Source organism: Streptomyces coelicoflavus (genome assembly GCF_003112555.1).
GTDB lineage: Bacteria > Actinomycetota > Actinomycetes > Streptomycetales > Streptomycetaceae > Streptomyces > Streptomyces coelicoflavus.
In genome coordinates this window covers 238,101-258,035 of sequence record NZ_BEWB01000006.1, presented here as the reverse complement: position 1 = coordinate 258,035, position 19,935 = coordinate 238,101, and the positions used below count along the sequence as shown (strand labels likewise).

15 protein-coding genes and 1 pseudogene are annotated in these 19,935 nt (G+C 73.4%); 5 read left to right on the top strand and 11 right to left on the bottom strand.

What is annotated here, in order from left to right; all coding sequences use genetic code 11:
* Positions 1-36 precede the first annotated feature (36 nt).
* Complete coding sequence (locus Sco07f_RS16080; RefSeq protein WP_087789801.1) at positions 37-792, bottom strand: LuxR C-terminal-related transcriptional regulator; 756 nt, start codon at positions 790-792, stop codon at positions 37-39.
* On the bottom strand, positions 789-2,081 hold the full coding sequence (locus tag Sco07f_RS16075; RefSeq protein ID WP_007444081.1) for an ATP-binding protein: 1,293 nt from the start codon (positions 2,079-2,081) through the stop codon (positions 789-791). Before Sco07f_RS16075 ends, Sco07f_RS16080 begins: the two co-directional genes overlap by 4 nt.
* Before the next feature lie 190 nt (positions 2,082-2,271).
* On the opposite strand from Sco07f_RS16075, the gene Sco07f_RS16070 reads away from it, so the two are divergent.
* Positions 2,272-3,720 (top strand): PspC domain-containing protein, encoded by a 1,449-nt coding sequence (locus tag Sco07f_RS16070; RefSeq protein ID WP_108988212.1) that lies wholly within the window; start codon positions 2,272-2,274, stop codon positions 3,718-3,720.
* Positions 3,707-3,952, top strand: coding sequence for a hypothetical protein (locus tag Sco07f_RS16065; protein ID WP_108988211.1), 246 nt, complete (start codon positions 3,707-3,709; stop codon positions 3,950-3,952). The genes Sco07f_RS16070 and Sco07f_RS16065 overlap by 14 nt, the downstream gene beginning before the upstream one ends.
* A gap of 94 nt (positions 3,953-4,046) precedes the next feature.
* Here Sco07f_RS16065 and Sco07f_RS16060 read toward each other — a convergent pair whose 3' ends face one another.
* Positions 4,047-4,565: a DoxX family membrane protein gene (locus Sco07f_RS16060; protein WP_108988210.1), complete on the bottom strand. Its 519-nt coding sequence runs from the start codon at positions 4,563-4,565 to the stop codon at positions 4,047-4,049.
* Between the two features lie 166 nt (positions 4,566-4,731).
* Entirely contained in the window at positions 4,732-6,030 is a 1,299-nt protein-coding gene (locus Sco07f_RS16055; protein ID WP_108988209.1) for a hypothetical protein, read from the bottom strand.
* Positions 6,031-6,268: 238 nt separating this feature from the next.
* Here Sco07f_RS16055 and Sco07f_RS16050 point away from each other — a divergent pair, with 238 nt between their 5' ends.
* The gene (locus Sco07f_RS16050) at positions 6,269-6,754 is read left to right on the top strand and encodes a pyridoxamine 5'-phosphate oxidase family protein (RefSeq protein ID WP_054099519.1); all 486 of its coding nucleotides are present in this window, start codon (positions 6,269-6,271) and stop codon (positions 6,752-6,754) included.
* 20 nt (positions 6,755-6,774) lie between these two features.
* Here the strand turns inward: Sco07f_RS16050 and guaA are convergent, their stop codons facing one another.
* Complete coding sequence (guaA, locus tag Sco07f_RS16045; protein ID WP_007444013.1) at positions 6,775-8,355, bottom strand: glutamine-hydrolyzing GMP synthase; 1,581 nt, start codon at positions 8,353-8,355, stop codon at positions 6,775-6,777.
* Positions 8,356-8,698: 343 nt separating this feature from the next.
* Here guaA and Sco07f_RS16040 point away from each other — a divergent pair, with 343 nt between their 5' ends.
* Both Sco07f_RS16040 and Sco07f_RS40130 read left to right on the top strand, forming a co-directional pair.
* Entirely contained in the window at positions 8,699-8,986 is a 288-nt protein-coding gene (locus tag Sco07f_RS16040; RefSeq protein WP_054099518.1) for a chorismate mutase, read from the top strand.
* Positions 8,987-9,505: 519 nt separating this feature from the next.
* Positions 9,506-10,576 carry an LPXTG cell wall anchor domain-containing protein gene (locus Sco07f_RS40130; RefSeq protein WP_167468116.1) on the top strand — a complete coding sequence of 357 codons (1,071 nt, stop codon included), beginning with the start codon at positions 9,506-9,508 and terminating at the stop codon, positions 10,574-10,576.
* A gap of 108 nt (positions 10,577-10,684) precedes the next feature.
* Here the strand turns inward: Sco07f_RS40130 and Sco07f_RS16030 are convergent, their stop codons facing one another.
* From Sco07f_RS16030 to Sco07f_RS16005, 6 genes and pseudogenes are all read right to left on the bottom strand, one after another.
* Positions 10,685-12,511: a GMC oxidoreductase gene (locus tag Sco07f_RS16030; protein WP_108988208.1), complete on the bottom strand. Its 1,827-nt coding sequence runs from the start codon at positions 12,509-12,511 to the stop codon at positions 10,685-10,687.
* 38 nt (positions 12,512-12,549) lie between these two features.
* Positions 12,550-14,163, bottom strand: coding sequence for a succinic semialdehyde dehydrogenase (locus Sco07f_RS16025; protein WP_108988207.1), 1,614 nt, complete (start codon positions 14,161-14,163; stop codon positions 12,550-12,552).
* A 185-nt stretch (positions 14,164-14,348) separates the two neighbouring features.
* Positions 14,349-15,047: pseudogene (locus Sco07f_RS16020) on the bottom strand (serine/threonine-protein kinase); the annotation flags it as partial.
* Complete coding sequence (locus tag Sco07f_RS16015; RefSeq protein WP_167468115.1) at positions 15,047-16,765, bottom strand: serine/threonine-protein kinase; 1,719 nt, start codon at positions 16,763-16,765, stop codon at positions 15,047-15,049. The gene Sco07f_RS16015 and the pseudogene Sco07f_RS16020, both read right to left, overlap by 1 nt.
* 92 nt (positions 16,766-16,857) lie before the next feature.
* Entirely contained in the window at positions 16,858-17,940 is a 1,083-nt protein-coding gene (locus Sco07f_RS16010) for a serine/threonine-protein kinase (RefSeq protein WP_108988351.1), read from the bottom strand.
* Positions 17,941-18,034: 94 nt separating this feature from the next.
* Positions 18,035-19,855: a protein kinase domain-containing protein gene (locus Sco07f_RS16005; RefSeq protein ID WP_167468127.1), complete on the bottom strand. Its 1,821-nt coding sequence runs from the start codon at positions 19,853-19,855 to the stop codon at positions 18,035-18,037.
* Between the last annotated feature and the right edge of the window lie 80 nt (positions 19,856-19,935).

Below are 19,935 nucleotides of genomic sequence, written 5' to 3'. Positions count from 1 at the left end.
GTCACGGTCGGCGGACCGTCGCGGTGACTCGTCCGGTCACACCAGCCGTCGTGCCGTCGCCCACCGGGTCAGCTCGTGCCGGTTGGACAGCTGGAGCTTGCGCAGGACCGCGGAGACGTGGGACTCGACGGTCTTGACCGAGATGTAGAGCTGCTTGGCGATCTCCTTGTACGCGTAGCCGCGGGCGATCAGGCGCAGTACCTCGCGCTCGCGCTGGGTGAGGCGGTCGAGGTCCTCGTCGACCGGCGGGGCGTCGGTGGAGGCGAACGCGTCGAGGACGAAGCCGGCCAGGCGGGGGGAGAAGACGGCGTCGCCCTCCTGTACGCGGAAGACGGAGTTGACCAGGTCGGTGCCGGTGATGGTCTTGGTGACGTAGCCCCGGGCGCCGCCGCGGATCACACCGATCACGTCCTCCGCCGCGTCCGAGACGGACAGGGCGAGGAAGCGGACGGGCCGCTCGGCGTCGCTCATCAGGGGCGCGCAGCGGCGCAGCACCTCGACCCCGCCGCCGCCGGGGAGGTGGACGTCGAGGAGGACGACCTCGGGGCGGGTCGCGGTGATGACCGTGACGGCCTGGTCGACGTCGGCGGCCTCGCCGACGACCTCGACCCCGGTCTCGGCGGTCTGGCCGATCTCGGCCTGGACGCCGGTGCGGAACATGCGGTGGTCGTCGACGAGCACCACCCGTACGTGACGCTCCCCCGCGCCGTCACCGGCCGGCCGCGCGGGCTGGGCCGCCTCGCCCGCCCCCGCCGTTCCCGCCGTTCCGTTCGCCTCGGTCGGGTCGCTCATGACGTCTTCTCCGCCCTCTCCATTTCCAGTTCGACCTCCGTGCCGCCGTCCGGCACCGCGCGCAGCCGCGCCGTGCCGCCGTTGCGCTCCATGCGGCCGATGATCGATTCTCTGACGCCCATGCGGTCGGCGGGTATCGAGTCGAGGTCGAAGCCGGGGCCGCGGTCCCGGACGGACACGAAGACCGTCCTTCCCTCGACTTCGGCGAAGACCTGTACGGCACCGCCCTCGCCACCGTACTTGGCCGCGTTCACCATCGCTTCGCGTGCCGCCTGCATCTGTGCGCTGGTCCTCTCGTCGAGCGGGCAGTCGCCGACGACGACCACCTCGAGGGGGACACCGTGCTTGTCCTCGACCTCCGCGGCGTTGCGCTTGACGGCCTCGGCGAGGGTGGTGGGCTCGTCGTCCTCGTCCTTGCCGTTGCCCTCGGGCTTGTAGAGCCAGGCTCTCAGGTCGCGCTCCTGGGCGCGGGCGAGGCGGCGCACCTCCCCCGCGTTCTCCGCGTTGCGCTGGATCAGGGTCAGGGTGTGCAGCACGGAGTCGTGGACGTGGGCGGCGACCTCGGCGCGCTCCTGGGCGCGGATGCGCATCAGCCGCTCCTCGGAGAGGTCCTGCGTCATCCGCACCAGGTAGGGGCCCGCGAGGAGTGTTATCCCGACGAGGACGGCGAGGGCCGCCTGGAGGACGGAGCCGAGGTGGGCGGCGGATCCCTGGAGGACGAAGATGCCGGTGACTCCGGCGGTCACCAGCAGGACGCCGGCCACCGAGCGCAGCAGGGTGACGGTACGGCGGTGGCGTCCCACCTCCGCCCAGCGGGCCCGGCGCGCGTTGTCCGCCTGGCGCCAGACGAGGGCGACGCCGGCGCCGACGAGCACGGTCGGCCAGAGGTACACCTTGGCTCCGCCGCCGAGGTCGACGTTGCCCACGAAGACCAGGGCGACGACGACCATGAGGAGCAGGGCGACTATCTGCCCCTTGTCCGGCTTGCGGGCGACGAGTCTGCGGCGGCCGTCCGGCGCGGTCTCGGAGGTGACGAGGGACGGCGGCTTCTGCGCCTCCACGCCCCCGACGCCCAGCGGCACGAAGAACCAGAAGGCCGCGTACAGCAGCGCGCCCAGGCCGTCGGCCATGAACAGGCCGACGAAGGCGAACCGGACCCAGATGACGGGCAGCCCGAGATGTCCGGCGAGCCCCCGCGCCACCCCGCCGAGCCAGCGTCCGTCGCTGCTTCGGTAGAGCTTGCGCGGCGGCCGCGGTTCGACGACGGGTGCTGCTGCGGCTTCCGGCATGACACCGATATTCACACGGGTGCGGGAGCCGGGGCATCAGGGTCGTTCCCCCACTCACCCCTGATCTTCGGCCCGCCGAGGGCCGGGCGGTCCTCGAACGCTCCCCGGGCTCGGAGTCAGGGCCGATATCAGGGTCCGACCAGGGTCGAACCGACTGCCGTCACGGCGTCGCGCCCGTCACCATGGACTCATGACAGATCACGAGCACGCCGCGACGGGTCCGGGACCCGGCTCCGGCCCGCGCCCTCCGCGGGGCGCCGGGCCGCAGGATGCCGCGCCCGCCGCGGATGCCGGTGCGGGCGGCGCGGGCGTCCCGGCCGGCGCGGGCGCCGTCGGCGGCGCGGATGCCCCCGGGCCGCCGCACCGGTTCCGGCGGGACCGGCGGCACAAGTCGCTCGCCGGCGTCTGCGCCGGCCTCGGACGGCAGTGCGACCTGGATCCGGTGATCTTCCGGATCACCCTGGCGGTGCTCTCCGCGACCGGCGGCATAGGCCTCATCTTCTACGGCTTCGCCTGGCTCTTCGTCCCCTACGACGATGAGGAGGAGAACGAGGTGCGCAAGCTGCTGACCGGCCGGGTCGACGGCCAGGCACTGGCGGCCGTGCTCTTCGCCCTGGTCGGCTGCGGGGTCTTCCTCACCATGCTGAACAACGGCGGCGTGCTCACCTTCGGCGTCGTCCTCTCCCTGCTCCTCGCGGGCGCGGGGTACTGGTCCCGGCAGCGCAGGACACCGGAACCGGACCCGCTCTCGGCCCAGGCCGTCGCCGACGCCCCGCCGGAGGCCCAGGCGCCGCCGATCATGTACACCTGGCCCTCCTGGTGGCGCGACCCCATCGTCAAGGACGGCACCCATGACGGCGGGACGGGCTACATGTGGGGGCCGCCGGACTCCGTGGAGCGTGACATCGCCGCGGCCGTCAACATCGGCCGCGGCATCCCGGGACGCCGCGAAAGCGCCCTGGCGGGCGACCGGAGTTCCCGGGCCGTGCAGACGCGTGGGCCGCGCGGCATCGGCGGCTGGGTGTTCCTCCTCGCCCTGCTCGCCGGCTTCCTCGGGACCCGGCTGACCTGGGACGACCATGCGCTCGGCAGCAGCCTGCAGACCGGCCTGGCGTGCGCGCTCGCCGTCTTCGGCCTCGGTATCGCGGTCAGTGCGTTCATCGGGCGCACGGGAGCCGGTTCGATCTTCCTGGCGATCATCACGGCGGGTCTGCTGGCCGGGTCGGTGGCGATTCCGGAGAACGTCGGCACCGAGTGGGTGCGGACCACCTGGAAGCCCGTGGTGGCGACCGACGTGCGCGATCAGTACGACATCGGCGCGGGCAGCGGCACCCTCGACCTGTCCCGGCTGGACCTGGGCGAGGGGCAGACGGTGAGCACACGGGCCGACGTGGGCATGGGCCGAATACGGGTCGTCGTGCCGCAGGACGTGACCGTGCGGCTGAGCGTCGAGGTGGGCGTGGGCGACATCCAGCTGCCCGGCGACGACGAGAAGGACGTGGACGTGGCACCGGGCAAGCACAAGGAGATCACCCTGCCCCCCGCCAAGGGTGCCAAGGGCGCCGAGAACGCCGGCACGCTCGAGCTCGACCTCCAGGTCGGCGTCGGTCAGGCGGAGGTGACCCGTGCTGCGTCATAGGTTCCAGCCGGGACGACTGGTGGCCGGTGTCTTCCTGATGCTGGCCGGGGTCGTCTACGCCGGTGACGCGCGCGGCCTCTGGGAGACGCCGTGGTTCGTGCTGATCCCGCTCGTCAACGGCGGGCTCTGCATCGCGGGTGTCGTCGGGATGGTGGCCCGCTCCGCGCACCGGCGCCGCGGAGCACCGGGCGTGGCGGCGCCCGACGACCCCCGGGCGGACCTCCCCCGCTGACGGCGCCCCTCGGGCTGCCGGCATCCGCCGGTGCGCCGTACGGCGTCGGCTCGGGCTGCCGGTACCCGCCGGCGCCGTACGGCCTCGGCTCGGGCTACCGGTACCCGCCGCCGGCTGGTCCCCGGCGCCGGGAGCGCAGTATGGCGTCCAGTGACAGCAGCGGGGCGCCCGCCAGGACGAGAGGGAGCCAGGCCATGAGGTAGGCGAGATCATTTCCGTAGTAGTACGGATCGGCGGCCCAGCTGACGGTCAGCCACAGGCTGAGGGAGATCAGCGCCCCGCCGAGCGCCGCCAGACGGGTGAGGAGTCCGAGCAGGGTGCCGATGCCGACGGCCAGCTCGCCCAGGGCGATGGCGTACCCGAAGCCGGCCGGGCTCTTCAGGGCCAGGTCGACCAGGGCGGGGACGGCCGAGGAGTCGCGGACCGCGCGCATCATGTCGCCGACGGAGCCGGCGCCCGCGTCCTTCATGAAGGCGCTGTCGGTGAGCTTGTCCAGACCGGCGTAGACGAACGTGACACCGAGGAAGATCCGCAGGGGAAGGAGGGCGTACCGGGCGGCGATGTCCCGCCGGCCTCCCCCGCCCCCGGGCGAGGTGTAGACATCCGTCCGCATCCCGTGAGTCATCACTGCCAGCCGCCTCTCGCCGCGCATGCCCAGACCCCCCACCAGACCATACGTAGGAGACGTGGGCCCCGCTCAACCCTCGGCGGCGGGTTTCTTGCTGTCGGTTTCGACAGGTCGCCGGCCGGAACCCTCGGCCGGGCGCCGCCCCCCGGTGTCAGTCCGTCACGTCGATCGCGTACCGGTTGGTCTCGACGCCCGCGCCGGTGACCACCTGGACCTCCACCCGGCCGGGTTCGACGTCCGCCGGGACGGGGACCGTCAGCAGGTCGTCCGAGGGGTTGCTGAAGCCGCCCGTCACCGGGACCAGGGGGACGTGGACGTGGACGGTGCCGACGCGGACGACCATCCGGGACAGCCGGTCCGCCCGCTGGGCACCCGGCGGCACGAAGCCCGCGCCGCGGATCTCGATGTCGTCGCCGGTGCGGATCGGCGCGTCCAGGTCACCGGCCTCCCGGGCCCGGACCACGGAGAGGATCACCGGCCGGCCGCCCTCGGCGTACTTCCCGGCCACGTAGGTCGCCGCCGACACGAGCACCACCACCGCCAGACCCCACGGCAGGTCGGGCAGCTGTTCCGGGCGCCGGGCCAGCCGTACCGCGGCGAACACCAGGGCCACGGCGCTGATCACGACGTACTGGATGTCGGCGAAGGTCCCGCGGCCGGCGTCGTCCGTCAGCAGGTCGGAGGCGCGCGGCCGGTCGGCCCGGACCTTCTGCAGCCGCTGCCCCAGCACCCTGAGCCCGACCACCCGCCGCACCAGGACCGCCACCGCGCAGACCACCGCGAGGACGGTCACCGCGCCGGCGCCGCGGCCGAGTTCGAGGCCCGAGATCAGCGCGTCCCGCCGGTCGTGCCCCGAGGCGACGGCCAGTTGCCCGGCCAGCACGAGTACCGCGTAGGCGACGAAGAGCACCCAGGCGACCGCCACGGCACGTGAGGTGGACAGGCGGTTGTCCTCACCGATGACCGGGGCCAGCGCCCCGCCCCGGCCGCGGTGGAACCAGGACGCCGCGGTCAGCGCACCGGCCACCACCAGCGCCGCCGCGAGCCCGGCGGTGCGTGCCGCCGACCAGCCCGCGCCGACCGCGGTGAGGGCCTGCCCGAGCAGCAGCGAGACGACCGCCGCCCACACCACGGCCGCCGTGCGCCGGCCCAGCCCGGCGAGCCAGGCGTCACCCTCGGCACGGCCGCGTTCGGCGACGGCTTCCGCGGACTGGGTCAGTTCCTCCGAGATCCACTGGCGGGATGCGGAGGCCGAGTGGGCCACCGCGGCCGGCAGCCCCTGCCCGGCCGCGAACTCGTCCCGCCGCAGCAGAAACGCGGCGACCGCCCGGCGGTGGCCCTCACGAGCGCCGTGCGGGCAGTCCCCGCAGGTGCAGCCGCCGCCGTGCGCGGCCGTCTCGTACGCGCCCTTGTCCGAGCCGCTCCCGCGTCTCGCCTCCTGCACCGCCACGCCCGACGCCGCCTTCCCGCACCCTGTGCACCCTGTGAAAGAACCCGTCCGGAAAACCCGGGAGCAGAAGGCCGTGGGAGCCTCCAAATCCCTTGGGACGCCAGCGAATTGTGCCGTATCCCGGCCCTCCCCCGCCCATGGGCCCGCCTTACGTCTGCTCAGCGGGGGTGACGCGCGGATCACCGTGTTGACCGGTATCCCGACAGGAGGTGTCGGTATTCGGGGCCACACTCGGCGTATGACTTCAGGCACCCCCGTGAACTGGGCCGGTTTCGCCGCCGCCGAACCCGCGCTGGCCGGCACCGTCGAGGCGCGCTTCGGCGCGTACACGCACCACGTCCTCGCCACCCTCCGCAAGGACGGCTCGCCCCGCACCACCGGCCTGGAGGTGCGTTTCCTGAGCGGCGAGCTGTGGCTCGGCATGATGCCGGGCTCCCTCAAGGCGCTCGACCTGCGCCGCGACCCGCGCTTCGCACTCCAGGCGAACCCGGGGGACGGCACCGGCATGGGCGGTGGAGACGTACGGATCGCCGGGCGGGCGGTCGAGGTGGACGACCCGGAGACGAAGAGCGGGTACGTGAAAGAGGTGGAACCGCCGGAGCCGTTCCACCTCTTCCGTACCGAGCTGACGGAGGTCGTGCGCACCTCCGTGGAGGACGACAGGTACCTGGTCGTCGAAATCTGGCAGCCCGGAAAGCCTCTGCGCACCGTCAGGCGCGCCTAGGACCTACTGGCCCACTGGGCCTACTCCCACTCGATCGTCCCCGGCGGCTTCGAGGTCACGTCGAGGACGACGCGGTTGACGTCCTTGACCTCGTTGGTGATGCGGGTCGAGATCCTGGACAGCACGTCGTACGGCAGCCGGGACCAGTCCGCCGTCATGGCGTCCTCGGAGGAGACCGGGCGCAGGACGATCGGGTGGCCGTAGGTGCGGCCGTCGCCCTGGACCCCGACGGAGCGGACGTCGGCCAGCAGCACCACGGGGCACTGCCAGATGTCGCGGTCGAGGCCGGCCGCGGTCAGCTCCTCGCGGGCGATGGCGTCGGCCTCGCGGAGCAGGTCGAGCCGTTCCTTGGTGACCTCGCCGACGATGCGGATGCCGAGGCCCGGGCCCGGGAACGGCTGGCGCTGGACGATCTCGTCCGGCAGGCCCAGCTCCTGGCCGACCATCCGGACCTCGTCCTTGAACAGCTGGCGCAGCGGCTCGACGAGCTCGAACTCGATGTCGTCGGGGAGGCCGCCCACGTTGTGGTGGGACTTGATGTTGGCGGTGCCGGTGCCGCCGCCGGACTCGACGACGTCCGGGTAGAGCGTGCCCTGCACGAGGAAGGCGACCTCCGGGCCGTCCTCCTTCATGATCTCCAGCTGCGCCTGCTCGAAGACCCGGATGAACTCGCGCCCGATGATCTTCCGCTTCTCCTCGGGGTCGGACACCCCGGCGAGCGCCTTGAGGAACCGCTCCTCGGCGTCCACGACCTTCAGCTGCACGCCGGTCGCGGCCACGAAGTCCTTCTCGACCTGCTCGGTCTCACCCTTGCGCATCAGGCCGTGGTCGACGTAGACGCAGGTCAGCTGGGAGCCGATGGCCTTCTGGACGAGGGCCGCGGCGACCGCGGAGTCCACGCCGCCGGACAGGCCGCAGATGGCGCGCTTGTCGCCGACCTGCTCGCGGATGGCGGCGACCTGCTCCTCGATCACGTTGCCCGTGGTCCAGTCGGGGCGCAGGCCCGCACCGCGGTACAGGAAGTGCTCCAGCACCTGCTGCCCGTGCGTGGAGTGCATGACCTCGGGGTGGTACTGGACGCCGTAGAGCTTCTTCTCGTCGTTCTCGAAGGCGGCGACCGGGACGACGTCCGTGGAGCCGGTGACGGTGAAGCCCTCGGGGGCGGCGGAGCAGGCGTCGCCGTGCGACATCCACACCTCCTGCTCCGCCGGGGTGCCCTCGAAGAGGGTGGAGGACGGCTTGGAGACCGTGAGGTCGGTCCGGCCGTACTCGCGGGCGCCGGAGTTGTCGACGGTGCCGCCGAGGGTCCGCGCCATCAGCTGGAAGCCGTAGCACATGCCGAAGACGGGGACGCCGGCCTCGAACAGGGAGCGGTCGAGGGTCGGGGCACCCGGCTCGTACACCGAGGAGGGGCCGCCCGAGAGGATGATGGCCGCCGGGTTCTTGGCGAGGATCTCCTCGACCGGCATGGAACTCGGCACGATCTCGCTGTAGACCCGCGCCTCGCGGACACGGCGGGCGATGAGCTGGGCGTACTGCGCGCCGAAGTCGACGACCAGGACGGTGTCGGGGGCGGCGGCAGCGGGAGTCGCTGATGACACGGGGTGCCTTCCGGCGGTCGGGCGGGGGCTTGTCCTCCCGATTCTACCGAGGTGGGCGGGCGCCCCGGCCCCACCGTCTCCCCGGTCCGGGTCCCGCCGCCGGGTCTCACCATGCGAACCGGCTTGGACACCGACCGTCGCGGGGGCATACTGGGCCCATGCGCAAGCACCAGACCTTCCTGTTTACCTATGGCAACCGGCCCACCGGCTGCCATGGTCGTGCTGCTTGAGCAACTGACAAGCGACTTCCCAGGCGCCCCGGGCCGACAAGGTCCGGGGCGCCTGGCGTTTGCGGACCGTGCCGGTCCGGGGTGCCGCCACCCTTCGGCGAGGAGCCACCGACATGACCGCCACCGCTTCGGACAAGACCGGCGCCCACACCCCCGAGGCCGCCGACGTGATCACCGGCGCGCGCGAGCGCATCGACTCCCTGGACGACCGGATCATCGGGCTGATCCAGGAACGGATGGCCGTCTCCGCGGTCATCCAGGAGGCGCGGATCACCTCGGGCGGCCGGCGCGTGAACCTCTCGCGCGAGATGGAGGTGCTCGACCACTACCGGCAGGCGCTGGGCAAGCCGGGCACGGCGCTGGCGATGACGATGCTGGAGCTGTGCCGCGGGCGCGTCTGACACGTCCGCGAGAGCGGCGCGAGCGGGGTCGTATCTGAGTTCGGGCGCCTTCTCACCCGTACGGCGCGTGACCGGCGGGCGAGCGGCTTCGTTGGTCCCGGTGTCCGTGTCAGCCAGGGGCGGGCCCGAAAGAACCACGCGTGGCTCGCTGGAGCGATGAGACGTACGGATCGTGCCGGACGTCGTGGGACCTCGCTCCAGGAAAGTGACCGGACGGCAGGGGACAGCAGCCCGGTCACCCAAGAGAACGGCCGGCTCCGGGGACGCCCGGGGCCGGCCGACGGGACGGGTCCCCCGTTCACACAGGCATCCCAGGCAAGCGGCGCAACCCCCCGGCGCCGCTCCGAGGCACCGGCGCCGCCCTGACGCCGGTGCCGGCTGAGAGGGAGGGCCCTGCGGCCGCAGCCCGCGGGGCCCTTCGCCGTGCCGCCCACCGACGACGATGCAGTGACGCAGGCCACATAAGGATTCTGTGAATGTGGGGACAACCATTCACAGGTTTCGTTGATCACACCGGGCATGAAGCTTCGTCGCGCCCTGGCCGCAGCCGCCGTCACGGCGGTGGTCGCCCCCGCCGCGCTCCTCGCGGCCCCGTCCGCCCATGCGACGGGTGACACGTCGGCGTCCCCGTCCGCCTCCACGTCCGCCTCACCGGACGAGACGGATGTGACCGACGAGACGGCGAGCGAGACCGCGACCGACCCCGCTCCCGGCGACGCCACAGGCAGCCCGACGGGCTCCCCGAGCGCGACGGAGGAAACCGGCGAGGAGGGCACCGGCGAGGAGGAGTCCCCCGCCCCCGACTCCTCGGAGTCGACCACGTCCGCCCCCGCGGTCCCGTCCCCGAGCGCCTCCGCTCCGGAGGAATCGGGGGAATCGGGGGAACCGGAGGAATCGCAGGCCCCGGACCCCGAGCCGTCCGTGTGCGCGGACACCAAGGTCGACGTCGACATCGAGGGCCTGCCCGGCGAGATCGCGGCGGGCAGCGGCTGGCACGAGTTCTCGCTGAACGTGGCCAACAACTCCGGTTCGACGCTTCAGAACCTCGAGTACCTGGCCGGCGCCTCCGCCGACCTCGACGGCGAGGACCTGTTCGAGAGCGAGAAGGTCGGCCTCCAGGCCTGGAACCCCCAGGACGAGTCCTGGGAGGACCTCGACGAACTCGGCTACGCGGTCGGATACATCGGTTACACCGACGAGCTGGCGCCCGACTACGAGGTCGCCATCCCGATGCGGATCAACGTGCGGGCCGGCGCTCCGGTCGGCGCGGGCTTCACGCTCGGCGCGACGATCTACGGCGACGCCGACGGCGAGTGCACCGGCTTCGGCGACGTCGCCTACAAGTTCCGGATCGTGGCCCCCGGCACGGACACGGAGGGCACCCGGCCGCAGGAAGGCGGCAAGGCACCCGTCGCGCCCGTCACCGTCGAGAAGCAGGCCGCCGACGCCCCGGAGGTCACCGGCAGCCTCGCCTCGACCGGCGCCGGCTCGGCGCTGCCGGTGATCGGCCTCGTCGGCGGGCTCGCCGTGGTCGTCGGCGGCGGTGCGGTGTTCGTGGTGCGCCGGCGCAAGGCCGGCTCGGACGCGTGACGCCCGCTGCGGCGGTGTGACACAGGCTGGGTGAGTGGAACCCGCGCTCGGAGGGGGGTGCGGGTCCCACTCACCTTTTTCGTTTCTCCGGAGGCCGCCGGGGCGCCGCTACTTCTTCGGCGGCACGGCGGGCACGTCGAGGAGCGGCAGCCGCAGCGCGCCGAACGCCTTCTCCGGGACGGCCGGGGCGTGGGGCTCGACGGCGGCGAGACGTGCGTACGCGGCACCCTGCGCGGGGCGCGGGTCGCTCTCGCCCTTGTTGGGCCAGTACGACATGGCGCGCTCGGCCTGCGCCGTGATGGTCAGGGACGGATTGACACCGAGGTTGGCCGAGACGGCGGCGCCGTCGACGACCGAGATGCCGGGGTGGCCGTAGAGCCGGTGGTACGGGTCGATGACGCCGGTCTCGCGGGAGGCGCCGATGGGGCAGCCGCCGAGGAAGTGGGCGGTGAGCGGGGTGCCCATCAGTTCGCCGACGTTGGAGCCGGCGAAGCCGTTGATCTCGGCGGCGAGTGCGGAGGCGCCCTCGGTGGCGGCCTCGATCTGCTTGGGGTTGGGCGAGCCGTGGCCCTGGCGGGCGGTGAGCAGGCCCTTGCCGACGCCCGTGGGCTTCAGGTGCGTGGTCAGGGAGTTGTCCAGGGACTGCATGACCAGGCCGATGATGGTCCGCTCGGACCACTTGCGGTTGGACAGCGAACGCAGGACCAGCAGCGGGTGCTTGGCCGCGTGGCCGAGGAAGCCCAGGACGCGCGAGGCCCCGGACGCGGTCTGCCCGGCGTAGGGGACCTGGAGGATGGACAGGCCGCCCATCGAGTTGGAGCCCTTGCCGTAACGCACCGGTTCGATGTGGGTGTTGGCGTCCGGATGGACCGAGGACGTGATGGCGACGCCGCGCGTGAAGTCGGCCCGTGCCTCGCCGGTGGCCCGGCGGTAGCGCCGGTCGTCGGTCTGGGCGCCCACCAGCGCCTCGGAGTTGGTGCGGGTCAGGTCACCGAGCTTGTCGGACAGGTAAGGGAGCTGGCCGCCCGCCTTCATGCGGTGCAGCAGGGTCTGGGTGCCGTAGGTGCCGGCGGCTATGACGACCCGGCGGGCGGTGAAGGTGCGGCCCGCGGCCTTCTTCCCACGGCCCTTGCGGTCGGTGGGGAGCGTGGCGACGGCGAATCCGCCCCGCGAGTCGTCCGTGACGGAGACGACCGTCGTCATCGGGTGCACGACGGCGCCCGCCTTCTCGGCGAGGTACAGGTAGTTCTCGTTGAGGGTGTTCTTCGCGCCGTGCCGGCAGCCGGTCATGCACTCGCCGCACTCGTTGCAGGCCTTGCGGTCGGGGCCCGCACCGCCGAAGTACGGGTCGGGCACCTGCTCGCCGGGCCTGGCCCTCGTCTTGCCGTCGGCGTCCTCGCCGTCGCCGAAGAAGACGCCGACCGGGGCCATGTGGAAGGTGTCGCCGCAGCCCATCTTCTCGGCGGCGGCCTTCAGGTGCACGTCGGAGGGGGTCATCGTCGGGTTCAGGCGGACGCCGAGCATGCGCCGGGCCTGGTCGTAGTACGGCGTCAGCTCCTCGTGCCAGTCGGTGATGTCGCGCCACTGGGGGTCGTCGAAGAAGGGCTTCGGCGGCACGTAGAGGGTGTTGGCGTAGTTGAGGGAGCCACCGCCGACGCCGGCGCCCGCCAGGACCATGACATTCCCGAGCAGGTGGATGCGCTGGATGCCGAACATGCCGAGCCTGGGCGCCCAGAGGTAGTTCTTCAGGTCCCAGGAGTTCTTGGGCAGGGACTCGCGGGTGAAGCGGCGGCCGGCCTCCAGGACGCCGACGCGGTAGCCCTTCTCGGTGAGGCGGAGGGCGGACACGGAGCCGCCGAAGCCGGATCCCACGACGAGGACGTCGTAGTCGTACCCGTTCTCGTCCCGGGTCTGGACAGAGTTCTCCTGCGACACGTGCTCTCCTCGTTGAGAACGGGCGGTGGTTGGGTGGGTCAGCGGAAGCGGAACGCCTTCATCAGGCGCAGGCTGCGGCTCATGAACGCCGCGTACTTCTCGTCGTCCATGCCGAGGGACGGCGCCATCGGCAGCAGGCGCTGGTGGGCGACCGTCTGGGCCTCGGTGTACTTGAGGATGCCCTCGGAGCCGTGCCGGCGGCCGAGGCCGGAGTCCTTCATGCCGCCCATCGGGGACTGGGCGCTGCCGTAGGCGGGGGCGTACCCCTCGTTGATGTTGACGGTGCCGGTGCGCATCCGCGCGGCGACCTCGTGGCCGCGCCGGGCGTTCTTCGTCCACACCGAGGAGTTCAGGCCGTACGGCGTGGAGTTGGCGTGCTCGACGGCCTCGTCCTCGGTCGTGAAGCGGTAGACGGAGACGACCGGGCCGAAGGTCTCCTCGGTGCACACGGTCATGGGGGCGGCGACACCGTCGAGGATGGTCGGCTCGTAGAAGTACGGGCCGATGTCCGGGCGGGCGACGCCGCCGGCGACGAGCTTGGCGCCCCGTTCCACGGCGTCCGCGACGTGCCGCGTCACGGTTTCCAGCTGCCGCTCCCCCACCAGCGAGCCCATGTCGGCGCCGTAGGAGAGGGAGGTGCCGAGCCGCATGGCCCTGGTGCGGGCGGCGAAGCGGTCCAGGAAGGCGTCGGCGACGGACTCGTGGACGTAGAGCCGCTCGATGGAGATGCAGAGCTGGCCGGCCGAGGAGAAGCAGGCGCGGACGGCGCCCGCCGCGGCCTTCTCGATGTCGGCGTCCTCCAGGACCAGCATGGCGTTCTTGCCGCCGAGTTCGAGGGAGACGCCGACCAGGCGGGCCGCCGCGCCCTGGGCGACCTCGCGGCCGGTGCGGGTGGAGCCGGTGAAGGAGACGTAGTCGGCGTGCTTGACGACCTCGGGGCCGACGACGGGTCCTTCGCCGAGGACGACCTGGAAGACCTCGGCGGGCAGCCCGGCCTCGACGAGCAGGTCGCGGGCCCACAGGGCGGTCAGGCAGGTCTCGGTGTCGGGCTTCATCACGACGGCGTTGCCCGCGACGAAGGCGGGGAGCGCGTCGCCGACGGACAGCTCCAGGGGGTAGTTCCAGGGGGCGATCTGGCCGACGACGCCGCGCGGGTGGCGCAGCTCGGTCACCTTGGTGAGGGTCGGTACGGCGCCGGTGTGCCGCTTGGGGCGCAGGTACGCCGGGGCCTTGCGGCCGTAGTGCCGGGCGGCGACGGCGACGGCCTGGACCTCCTCGTGGGCGTGCAGGCGGGCCTTGCCGGTCTCCAGCTGGATGAGGTCGAGGACCTCGGCCTGGCGCGCGAGGACCAGGTCGTGGAAGCGCAGCAGGACCGCGGCCCGCTGCCGCACCGGCACCTGCGCCCACACGGCCTGGGCGGCGCGGGCCCGTTCGAAGGCGCCGGCGACGTCCTCGGGCGTGGACTCGGGCAGGTCGGCCAGCTTCTCGCCGGTGAACGGGGTGTGGTTGGCGGTGCGGCCGGACCCGGCCACGCCCTTGGTGAGCTGGGCGACCAGCTCGGGCGTGACCACGTCGGCAGCCGTGCGGGCGCCCTCCGGGGTGGGGGCGAGGGGGTTCGTGCCGGTGAGTTCCGGGGCCTGCGCGTCCGTCATGAGCCGCAGGGTATGACGCCGGACGCACTTTGTGTACCCGTCGGTAACGGTGATTCACCGTGATTCACCGAGTGCTCACACACCGCCAGTGATCGCTGGCAACAAACCCGCTGATCAGGGGGTTACGTCGAAGGGCTGGACCGGATCGCTTCTCTTCGCTCCGGGGCGGGCGCCGCGACGGAGATCACCGCCTCAAGCAGCCGGGCGGTCTCCTCCGCCCCCGGCCGCTCCCCGGCGTCCGGCGACCGCAGCCGGCCGGCCAGCGCCCCCAGCGGGCCCAGCGGCCCGCCCGCCGGCCCGTCGCCCGTCACGGCGGTGTGCAGCAGGGCGCCCAGGGACCGCAGGTCGGCCGCGGGGCCGCCGCCCCGGAGGGCTTCCTCGCCGGGCGGGCGGGCGGTGCCGAAGCCGGTGAGGGCGACGCGGCCGTGCGGGCCGAGCAGCACGTTGGCGGGTCCGACCGCGCGGTGCACGATGCCGACGGCGTGCGCGGCGCGCAGTGCGCCCAGGACGGCGAGGCCGACGCGGGCCGCCTCGGGGGGCGGGAGCGGACCGCGCAGGAGCGCCTCGTGCAGGGACTCGCCGGGGACCCACTCCATGACGATCCAGGGCAGTCCGTCGGGCCCGGCCTCCTCGACGACCACGTCGTGGATGCGGACGGCGGCGGGGTGGTCGACGCGGGCGGCGGCCCGGACCTCGTGGTGGAGACGGTGGGCGGCCCGGCGGTACGCCTCGTCGCCCGGGTCACCGGGCAGCCGCGGCCGCCTGACGGCGACGTCGCGCCCGGCGGCCTCGTCGAGACCGCGCCAGACGGTGCCCTGCGCGCCGGAGCCGACGCGCCGCAGCAGCCGGTAGCGCTCGCCGACCAGCCGTCCCCGGTCCGTCATCAGAGCTTGTCGACCTCCCAGTTGGCGATCACCGTCCGGGCGATCTCCCGTCCCTCGTCGGCGAAGTAGCCCTCGCGGGGGTAGTCGACCGACACCTTGTACATGTCACCGTTGCCGGCCCGGTAGTACAGGATGCGGAACTCGCGGGCGCGGGGGTTCTGCGTGTCCGCGGTCGTGTAGCGGATGGTGTTCTCGGCGGCCTTCTCGCCCTTGTACTCGGCCTCGCTCGGCTCGCCCTCGGGCGCGGGGTCGGCGGCGAAGTCCCAGGAGTACTCGCCGTCCTTGAGCATCTCCCAGTCCGCCCAGGCGTTGGCGCCGGCGGTGTCCGGGATCTTGTCGTCCTTGTCGTCGGCCTTGATGTCCCGGTCCACGACGACGGTGACGGCCCCGCTCGGGTCGGCGAACGTCTCGTTGGTGCCGTCCCAGTCCTCCGGGTGCTTCCCCTTCACGAACTCGGCGGGCACACCGACGCTCATGCCCACCTTGTCGCCCAGGTCGTGCTGCTTCCAGCCCTCGGGCAGGGTGCCCGCGAAGGGGTCGGCGACCACGAGGTACGACGCCACCGCCGCCGCGACGGCCACCGCGCCGAGGGTGATCCACGCGTTGCGGCCGAGCCGGACGCTCCAGCGGGACGGGGGCGCCGCGCCCGGTCCCTGCGGCGCTTCGAGCCGGACCGCCTGGGTGGGCGGCGGCGCGGGCGGGTTGGCGGCGGCGTCCAGCAGGGCACGGACCCGGGCGGCGTCCGGACGGCGCTCCGGGTCCTTGTCCAGCAGGCCGGTGATCACCTCGGCCAGCGGGCCCTGCGCGGAGGCGGGCGGCGCGGGCATGGCGTTGAGCACCGACTGGAGCGTGGCGGGGGTGTTGCTGCGCCGGAACGGCGAGACGCCCTCCGTCGCCGCGTACAGCACCACGCCCAGGGACCACAGGTCGCTCGCCGGTCCGGGGCGCCGGCCCAGCACCCGTTCCGGGGCGATGTACTCGGGCGAGCCGACGAAGCCGCCGGTGTCGGTCAGGCTGGTCTCGCCCTCGATCTGGGCGATGCCGAAGTCGGTGAGCACGACCCGCTCGTGCCGGCCGAGCAGGACGTTGTCCGGCTTCACGTCCCGGTGCAGGACGCCGGCGGCGTGCGCCGCCTCCAGTGCGCCGAGCACCTCCAGACCGATCCGGGCCGCCTCGCGCGCGCCCAGGGTGCCCTCCTGGAGGACGTCGCCCAGGGAGCGCCCGCGCACCAGCTCCATCACGATCCACGGCTGCCCGTCCACGACCGCCACGTCGTGCACGCCGACCACCGCGGGGTGGTCGAGCCGGGCCGCGGCGCGCGCCTCGCGGCGCATCCGCTCGAAGGCGTTGTCCCGTTCGCGTTCGGGAAGGTGGTCGGGGACGCGGGGCTCCTTGACGGCGACCTCGCGGCCCACGGTCTCGTCCTGCGCGCGCCACACGGTGCCCATGCCGCCGTGCCCGAGCCTGGCGGTCAGCCGGTAACGCCCGGCGACGAGCCGCCCGGCCCCCGGGTCCGGCGCAGCGGCCGAGGGAGCCGGCGGGGTCGGCGAGGGCGCCTGCGGGGTCGGCGAGGGCACCTGCGACGGCGACGGTACGACCTGGGTCGGTGCCGCGTACGGATTGCCCGGATGCGGCACCGCGGCGGCCCGGTTCGGTGGTTGCAGCTCAAAAGTCGTCGGCTCGTCCGCCCCGCTGCGGGGCCCCCCGTCACTGCTCATGGGTCCATCCATACCGCGCCGGACGCGGGCCTTTCCACCGCGGGTGCCCAGCGGTCACAGACCCGTGACGCGGGTTGCCGCTTATATCCCGTTTAGCTACCGGAAGACAGAGTCGGCGTCGGAGTCGGTTCCGGCTCCGTCGTGGGCGTCGCGGGCACCGAACTCGCCGGCGTACCGCCCCCGTCGTCGCCGCCGTCCGCGAACAGCGCGGCCGCCGTGGCGCCCGCGCCCGCCGCGGCGACGACCAGCAGCACCGCCATGAGCACGCCGCGCTTCACGCTCCGCCGCGGGCGCGGCGGCCCGCCGGTCGCGGCCGCCTCCGGTGTCGCGGGCGTACGGCCCGTGCTGAGGAAGGCCCGCAGCATCCGCTGCGCCGACAACGCGTCCAGCCGCTGTCGCGGATCGCGCTCCAGCAGGCCCCGTACGACCGGCAGGAGGGGTGCGGCCTGCGCGGGCGGGCGGATCTCGTCGGTGACCACGGCGTGCAGCACACCGCCCAGGGAGTCGCGGTGGAAGGGGGACGCGCCGCTGAGGACCGCGCACAGCAGCACGCCCAGCGACCACAGGTCGGACTCCGGACCGGTCCCGGCCCCGGACATCCGCTCCGGAGCGGTGTACTCGGGGGAGCCGACGAAGGAGCCGTTCTCGGTGAGCGTGGTGGAGCCCGCGACCTGGGCCACGCCGAAGTCGGTGAGGACGACCCGGCCGTCCTCGGCGAGCAGCACGTTCGACGGTTTCACGTCCCGGTGCAGGATCCCGGAGGCGTGGGCGGTGCCCAGGGCGTCGAGCAGGGCGATGCCGATGCGGGCGGCCTCGGCGGCGTCGACGGGACCGTCGCCGAGGACACGGTCGGCGAGCGAGCCGCCCTCGACCAGTTCCATGACCATGTACGCGCGTTCGTCGTCCTCGACCACGTCGTGCACGACGATGACGTGCGGATGCCGCAACCGCGCGACCGCGCGGGCCTCGCGCAGGGTGCGTTCGCGGCGCCGTCGGGCCTCGGCCGCGGAGAGGGTCTCGTCGAGGGGGAGCGCCTTCACGGCCACTTCACGGGCGAGGAGTTGGTCGGTGGCCCGCCACACGATGCCCATGCCGCCGCTGCCGAGCCGCTCGTGGAGCCGGTAACGGCCCGCGATGACACGCCCGCCCGCCCCCTCGGTCACCATGCGTCCCATCATGCCCCACCGGACGCACCGGCTCCGGGCCGCTGTCACACGGGTGGCCGACAACCGACGGGTCGCGGCGGCGCCGGCACGGTCACGGCGCGGTTCAGCCGGTCTTCTCCTGCCAGCCCTGGAGCACCGCCGCGAACCGCCGTTGCGTGACCGCCCAGTCGCTCGCCGGTCCCGACATGTTGAGGGCGTACTCGACGCCGTCGCGGGACATGTACGTCTGCGACACGGCGCGGCGCGGGCCGGGGAACTCGGTGTCCTTGGCCAGCGCGGTCCAGGTGTACTCCCACCGGGCGCTGTCGCGGTCGCGGTAGCCGACGCGTTCCAGGGCGATGCGCCGGTAGCCGACCAGCCGCCCGTCGAGCTGTGCGTCCAGGTCCTGCTGGTGTGCGTACGGGTCGTTGTAGTCGGGAGCGGTGTCGACGGATATGCGCAGGACGTGTTCGCCGCCGTCGGGGGTGTAGTCGATCTGCCGGAGTTCGCCGCTGTCGCCGCCGAAGTCCTTCCGCCGCCAGTTCTCGGGCAGGTAGAGGCTGAAACCCAGCGGGTCGTCGCGGTTCACCCAGCCGGCCGGAACGGCGCCGCCGGGCCCCTGGCCGGTCGTGGCGGAGGGGGACGCGGAGCCGGACGGCGCGCGGGTGGGGCCGGAGTCGGCCGACGAGCCTCCCCCGTCCCGCTGTTGCAGCACCACGGCGGTGCCGGCGCCGATGAGCGCGGCGACGGCGACGACCATGGCGAGGGTGCGCATGCGGACCCGCCGGGAGCTTCGGGGGGCGGCCGCCGGAGCGATGCCGCCCGCGGTCCCGATCGTCGTCCCGCCCGCGGTCCCGCCCGTCGCGTAACCCGGCGCCGTGTACCCCGCCGGAGCGGGGCCGACCGTGGTGGGGCCGGTCGTCGGCGGGTACGGCGTGGCGGTGGTCCCGCCCATCGGTCCCGGGGCCGCTTGCGCTCCCGGTGTCCCTGGAGCCCCTGGCGCCCCCGGTGTCCCGGGCGCCCCCGGCATCGCCGCCGCCCCGGGCGTCCCCTGGTGGAGCGTGTCGCCCGACCCCGGCCGGGGCCCCGGGTACCGGGTGGTCGGCACGTACGCCTGGGCCGCGTCAGGGCGCCGGCCCTCGGCCGCCTGGGCGAGCAGGTGCTCGGCCTCGGTCGGGTCGGGCCGTTCGGCCGGATCCTTGCGCAGCAGGGCGCTGATGACGGGCGCGAGCGCTCCGGCGTACCGGGGCTCGGTGGCCTCCTCCTCCACGACCGCCTGCATGGTGGTCAGCGGCGAGGTGCGGCGGAACGGCGACCTGCCCTCCACCGCCGTGTACAGCGTCGCGCCGAGCGCCCACAGGTCGGAGGAGGGCCCGGGATCGTGGCCGCGGACGCGTTCGGGCGCGAGGTAGTCGACGGAGCCGACGACCTCTCCGGTCCGGGTGATGGTGGAGTCGCCCTCGATCTGTGCGATGCCGAAGTCGGTGAGCAGCACCCGGCCGTCGTCGGCGAGCAGCACGTTGCCCGGCTTGACGTCGCGGTGCAGGACCCCGGCGGTGTGCGCGGCGCACAGGGCCCGCAGCACCCACAGGCCGATCCGGGCGGCCTCGCGCGGGTCAACCCGCTCCTCCTCCTTGACGGCGTCGGCCAGCGAGCGGCCCTCGACCAGTTCCATCACGATCCACGGCCGGCCGTCGTGCTCGAGCACGTCGTGCACGGTGACGACGGCGGAGTGGTTGATCCGCGCCGCCGCGCGCGCCTCGCCCCGGGTGCGCGCCAGGAGGATGGCCTGGTCGCTCTCCGAGACGTAGAGCGCGGCGGTCAACTCCTTGATGGCGACGGTCCGGTGCAGCACCTCGTCGTGTGCGCGCCACACCCGGCCCATGCCGCCGCTGCCGATGGCTTCCCCGAGCCGGTAGCGTCCCGCGACGAGCCGGCCCTGCATCTGATTCACGTTGCCCCGCAATGGTCTTGTCAGGGTCAGACTAGGGACCGGCTCCCGCCCGGGGAACGGGTGGGGTGGCA

Excerpts from the sequence above, each read along its gene's own strand:
- Sco07f_RS40130 (WP_167468116.1), top strand. The coding sequence starts at position 9,506 with ATGAAGCTTCGTCGCGCCCTGGCCGCAGCCGCCGTCACGGCGGTGGTC.
- Sco07f_RS16040 (WP_054099518.1), top strand. The coding sequence starts at position 8,699 with ATGACCGCCACCGCTTCGGACAAGACCGGCGCCCACACCCCCGAGGCC.
- Sco07f_RS16050 (WP_054099519.1), top strand. The coding sequence starts at position 6,269 with ATGACTTCAGGCACCCCCGTGAACTGGGCCGGTTTCGCCGCCGCCGAA.
- Sco07f_RS16080 (WP_087789801.1), bottom strand. The coding sequence starts at position 792 with ATGAGCGACCCGACCGAGGCGAACGGAACGGCGGGAACGGCGGGGGCG.
- Sco07f_RS16005 (WP_167468127.1), bottom strand. The coding sequence starts at position 19,855 with ATGCAGGGCCGGCTCGTCGCGGGACGCTACCGGCTCGGGGAAGCCATC.
- Sco07f_RS16010 (WP_108988351.1), bottom strand. The coding sequence starts at position 17,940 with ATGGGACGCATGGTGACCGAGGGGGCGGGCGGGCGTGTCATCGCGGGC.
- Sco07f_RS16015 (WP_167468115.1), bottom strand. The coding sequence starts at position 16,765 with ATGAGCAGTGACGGGGGGCCCCGCAGCGGGGCGGACGAGCCGACGACT.
- Sco07f_RS16060 (WP_108988210.1), bottom strand. The coding sequence starts at position 4,565 with ATGCGGACGGATGTCTACACCTCGCCCGGGGGCGGGGGAGGCCGGCGG.
- Sco07f_RS16025 (WP_108988207.1), bottom strand. The coding sequence starts at position 14,163 with ATGACGGACGCGCAGGCCCCGGAACTCACCGGCACGAACCCCCTCGCC.
- Sco07f_RS16070 (WP_108988212.1), top strand. The coding sequence starts at position 2,272 with ATGACAGATCACGAGCACGCCGCGACGGGTCCGGGACCCGGCTCCGGC.
- Sco07f_RS16075 (WP_007444081.1), bottom strand. The coding sequence starts at position 2,081 with ATGCCGGAAGCCGCAGCAGCACCCGTCGTCGAACCGCGGCCGCCGCGC.